The organism is Pseudomonas protegens (genome assembly GCF_003732485.1).
Lineage (GTDB): Bacteria > Pseudomonadota > Gammaproteobacteria > Pseudomonadales > Pseudomonadaceae > Aquipseudomonas > Aquipseudomonas protegens_B.
Window position 1 is genome coordinate 145,296 of record NZ_MOAK01000086.1, and the last position, 4,312, is coordinate 149,607.

The window sequence follows — 4,312 nt, forward strand, 5'->3', positions numbered from 1 at the left end:
CATCGATGGCCGCCGGAACCCCGGCATACACCGCGCAATGCAGCAGCGCTTCACGTATTTCTTCCACGGTGCAGCCGTTGTTCAGGGCGCCACGCACGTGGCCCTTCAACTCCTGGGGACACTTGAGCGCAGTCAGCGTTGCCAGGGTGATCAGGCTGCGGGTTTTCAGCGGCAGGCCATCACGGTTCCACACGCCGCCCCAGGCGTGTTCGTTGACGAACTCCTGCAGCGGTTGGGTGAATTCGGTGGCGTTGCCCAGAGCACGGTCGACGAAGGCGTCGCCCATTACTTGGCGACGCATTTGCAGTCCGCTTTTCTTGTTCTCGCTCATGGCGCTTCTCTCTTGTGTTGGCGGCGCCAGGCTCGTAGCGAACTGAACAGCAGAAACGCCACCAGCGCTGGCAGGACGAAAAACAGCATCAAGTGCTCCAGCTTGCCCGCCAGTGGCATGCCCGTGGTGAAGGACACCACATGCAGCCCATAGGCCAGGTACAGCCCGAGAAACAGCAAGCCTTCGGCCCGGGTCACGCGATACCCCGAATAGAACACTGGCAGGCATAGCACTGCGACGCCGAGCAGCACCGGCAAGTCGAAATCCAGAGCGTTGGGCGAAACCGAGAGCGGCGTCGGTGCCACCAGGGCGGTAAACCCCAGGACCCCCAGCAAGTTGAAGAGATTGCTGCCGATGACATTGCCCACGGCGATATCCCGCTGGCCCCGCAGGGCGGCGAGCAGCGAAGTGGCGAGCTGAGGCAGGGAGGTGCTGACGGCAATCACCGTCAGCCCCATGACCCGCTCCGATAGCCCCAGATCGTCGGCAACGGTGACGGCGGCGCCCAGCAGCAAGTGTCCGGCGAAGACCAGCAACCCCAGGCCGATCAGCACCATCAGCATGCTGCTGAATCTGGGGGCGGAACCGCGCTGGCCGGCTGGAGCGGGCAGGTGATGGCGTGCCGAGTGCCGCGACTGGCGCAACAGCAGGAGCAGGTACAGCACCAGGGCCGCCAGCAGGATGACACCGTCGGAGGGGGTGAGACGCTCGTTATAGGCCAGGATGAAGACCAGCAGGCTGGCACCGATCATCAAGGGGATGTCCAGGCGCACCAACTGTCGCGAAACCCGCAGCGGAATGATCAGGGCCGAGAGGCCCAGGGTCACCAGGATGTTGAAGATGCTGCTGCCGATCACACTGCCCACGGCGATATCGGTGTTGTCGGCCAGGGTCGCCTGCAGGCTGATGGCCATCTGCGGCGCGCTGCTGCCGAAGGCGACGATGCTCAGGCCCATGATCAGCGGGCGTACATGCAGGCGCGCGGACAAACGCACTGCGGCACGCACCAGCAACTCGGCACCGGCGATCAGCATCACCAGGCCGCTGATGAGTTGGATCAGGCTGAGCAGAGGCAGTTCGGCAAAGGCGGTAATGGCTCGGGCTCCGTCGGTCAGTCGCTGAGGGCTTGGATGCGTACTTTGGCGGTACCGCTGCGCAGCATGTCCAGCTGTTGCGCGGCAGCGCGGGATAAGTCGATCAGGCGGCCGCGGGTATGCGGGCCACGATCGTTGATACGGACCACGACGCTTTTGTCGTTGCCCAGGTTGGTGACTTGCACTCGGGTGCCGAACGGCAGTTCGCGATGGGCTGCTGTGAGGCCGTTCTGATCGAAGGGTTCGCCGCTGGCGGTGCGTTTGCCGTGATGGCGGGCGCCGTAATAGGAGGCTGTCCCGGCCTGGTCATAACCTCGAGGGTCGATGATATGGCTGCTGGCGCAGCCCGTGAGCAGAGCGAGCAGGGCGCTGGCCACGAACCAGGGACGGGGAACAATCCTTTGCAGGAGCTGGCTTGCCAGCGAAGACGGGCTTGCATCCCCGCGGTTCCGACTGACAAGCCAAGGCTGCATTTTTCGATCAGCCTTCGAGCTTGCTTTTCAGCAGCTCGTTGACCTGTTGCGGGTTGGCCTTGCCCTTGGAGGCCTTCATCGCCTGGCCGACGAAGAAACCGAACATCTTGCCGCGTTTGGCCTCATCGGCGGCGCGGTATTGTTCGACCTGTTCGGCGTTGGCCGCGAGCATCTCATCGAGCACCGCAGAGATCGCGCCGCTGTCGGTGACTTGCTTGAGGCCGCGCTTGTCGATGATCTCGTCGGCGTTGCCCTCGCCATTGGCCATGGCTTCGAACACGGTCTTGGCGATCTTGCCGGAGATGGTGTTGTCCTTGATCCGCAACAGCATGCCGCCCAGTTGTTCAGCCGAGACCGGGGCTTCGTCGATTTCCAGGCCCTGCTTGTTCAGCAGGCTGCCCAGTTCGACCATGACCCAGTTGGCGGCGAGCTTGGCGTCACCGGCGATGCTGGCGACCTTCTCGAAGTAGTCCGCCTGCTCACGGCTGGTGGCCAGGACGCTGGCGTCGTAGACCGACAGGCCGAACTGCTCCTGGAAGCGCTCGCGCTTCTGCGGTGGCAGTTCCGGCAAGGTGGCGCGTACCTGGTCGAGGAAGGAATCCTCGATGACCACGGGCAGCAGGTCCGGATCGGGGAAGTAACGGTAGTCGTTGGCTTCTTCCTTGCTGCGCATCGGACGGGTTTCGTCCTTGTTCGGGTCGTACAGGCGGGTCTGCTGGATCACCTTGCCGCCGTCTTCGATCAGCTCGATCTGGCGACGGATCTCGCTGTTGATCGCCTTCTCGATGAAGCGGAACGAGTTGACGTTCTTGATCTCGCAGCGGGTGCCGAACTCGACCTGGCCCTTGGGACGGATCGAGACGTTGCAGTCGCAACGCAGGGAACCTTCGGCCATGTTGCCGTCGCAGATCCCCAGGTAGCGCACCAGGGCGTGGATCGACTTGACGTAGGCCACGGCTTCCTTGGCGCTGCGCATGTCAGGCTCGGAAACGATTTCCAGCAGCGGCGTGCCGGCACGGTTCAGGTCGATGCCGGTGGCACCGTTGAATTCTTCGTGCAGGCTCTTGCCGGCGTCTTCTTCCAGGTGCGCGCGGGTGATGCCGACGCGTTTCATGGTGCCGTCTTCCAGGGGGATGTCCAGGTGGCCCTTGCCGACAATAGGCAACTCCATCTGGCTGATCTGGTAGCCCTTGGGCAGGTCCGGGTAGAAGTAGTTCTTGCGGGCAAACACGTTGTGCTGGCCGATCTCGGCGTCAACCGCGAGGCCGAACATCACCGCCATGCGCACCGCTTCCTGGTTCAGCACTGGCAGTACGCCGGGCATGCCCAGGTCGATCAGGCTGGCCTGGGTGTTGGGCTCGGCACCGAAGGCGGTGGAGCTACCGGAGAAAATCTTCGATTGAGTGGTGAGCTGGGTATGAATCTCCAGCCCGATCACGACTTCCCATTGCATGTGTGTCTCCTCAGAAGCCGGTTGGGGTGCGGGTGTGCCAGTCAGTGTTCAACTGATACTGGTGCGCAACGTTGAGCAAGCGGCCTTCCTGGAAATACGGAGCGAGCAGTTGCACGCCGACCGGCAAGCCGTCGACGAAACCGGCCGGCATCGACAGGCCCGGCAGGCCGGCGAGGTTGGCGGTGATGGTGTAGACGTCTTCCAGGTACGCAGCGACCGGGTCGCTGCTCTTGGCGCCGAGCTTCCAGGCCGGGTTGGGCGTGGTTGGGCCGAGGATGATGTCGACTTCATTGAACGCGGTCATGAAGTCGTTTTTCACCAGGCGACGGATCTTCTGCGCCTTGAGGTAGTAGGCATCGTAGTAGCCGGCGGACAGCGCGTAGGCACCGACCATGATCCGGCGCTGGACTTCGCTGCCGAAGCCTTCGCCGCGGGAGCGCTTGTACAGGTCTTCCAGGTTTTCCGGGTTCTCGCAGCGGTAGCCGAAACGCACGCCGTCGAAACGCGACAGGTTGGAGGAGGCTTCCGCCGGGGCGATCACGTAGTACGCAGGAATCGCGTGCTGCATGTTCGGCAGGCTGATTTCCTTGATCACCGCACCGAGCTTTTCCAGCTCCTTGATGCTGTTGTGGATCAGCTCGGCGATGCGCGGATCGAGACCGGCGCTGAAGTATTCCTTCGGCACGCCGATGCGCAGGCCCTGCAGCGAGCCGCTGAGGCCGGCGCTGTAGTCCGGCACCGGTTCATCGATGCTGGTGGAGTCGTTCGGGTCGAAGCCGGCCATGCCTTGCAGTAGGATCGCGCAGTCTTCGGCGGTGCGTGCCAGCGGGCCACCCTGATCGAGGCTGGAAGCGTAGGCGATCATGCCCCAACGGGAAACGCGACCATAGGTCGGCTTCAGGCCGGTGAGGTTGGTGAAGGCGGCGGGCTGGCGGATCGAGCCGCCGGTATCGGTGGCCGT

At 63.4% G+C, this 4,312-nt stretch carries 4 protein-coding genes and 1 pseudogene; all 5 read right to left on the reverse strand.

From position 1 onward, the window contains the following. The coding region (locus tag BLX41_RS27610; protein WP_123727452.1) for a carboxymuconolactone decarboxylase family protein at positions 1-331 on the reverse strand (331 nt) is incomplete at its 3' end. After that, positions 328-1,392 (reverse strand): calcium/sodium antiporter, encoded by a 1,065-nt coding sequence (locus BLX41_RS27615; RefSeq protein WP_123727453.1) that lies wholly within the window; start codon positions 1,390-1,392, stop codon positions 328-330. The genes BLX41_RS27615 and BLX41_RS27610, both read right to left, overlap by 4 nt. A gap of 50 nt (positions 1,393-1,442) precedes the next feature. Continuing rightward, positions 1,443-1,802: a septal ring lytic transglycosylase RlpA family protein gene (locus BLX41_RS27620; RefSeq protein WP_259745252.1), complete on the reverse strand. Its 360-nt coding sequence runs from the start codon at positions 1,800-1,802 to the stop codon at positions 1,443-1,445. Positions 1,803-1,905: 103 nt separating this feature from the next. Then, positions 1,906-3,351 carry an Asp-tRNA(Asn)/Glu-tRNA(Gln) amidotransferase subunit GatB gene (gene gatB, locus BLX41_RS27625; protein WP_011059248.1) on the reverse strand — a complete coding sequence of 482 codons (1,446 nt, stop codon included), beginning with the start codon at positions 3,349-3,351 and terminating at the stop codon, positions 1,906-1,908. Between the two features lie 10 nt (positions 3,352-3,361). After that, positions 3,362-4,312: pseudogene (locus BLX41_RS27630) on the reverse strand (amidase family protein); the annotation flags it as partial.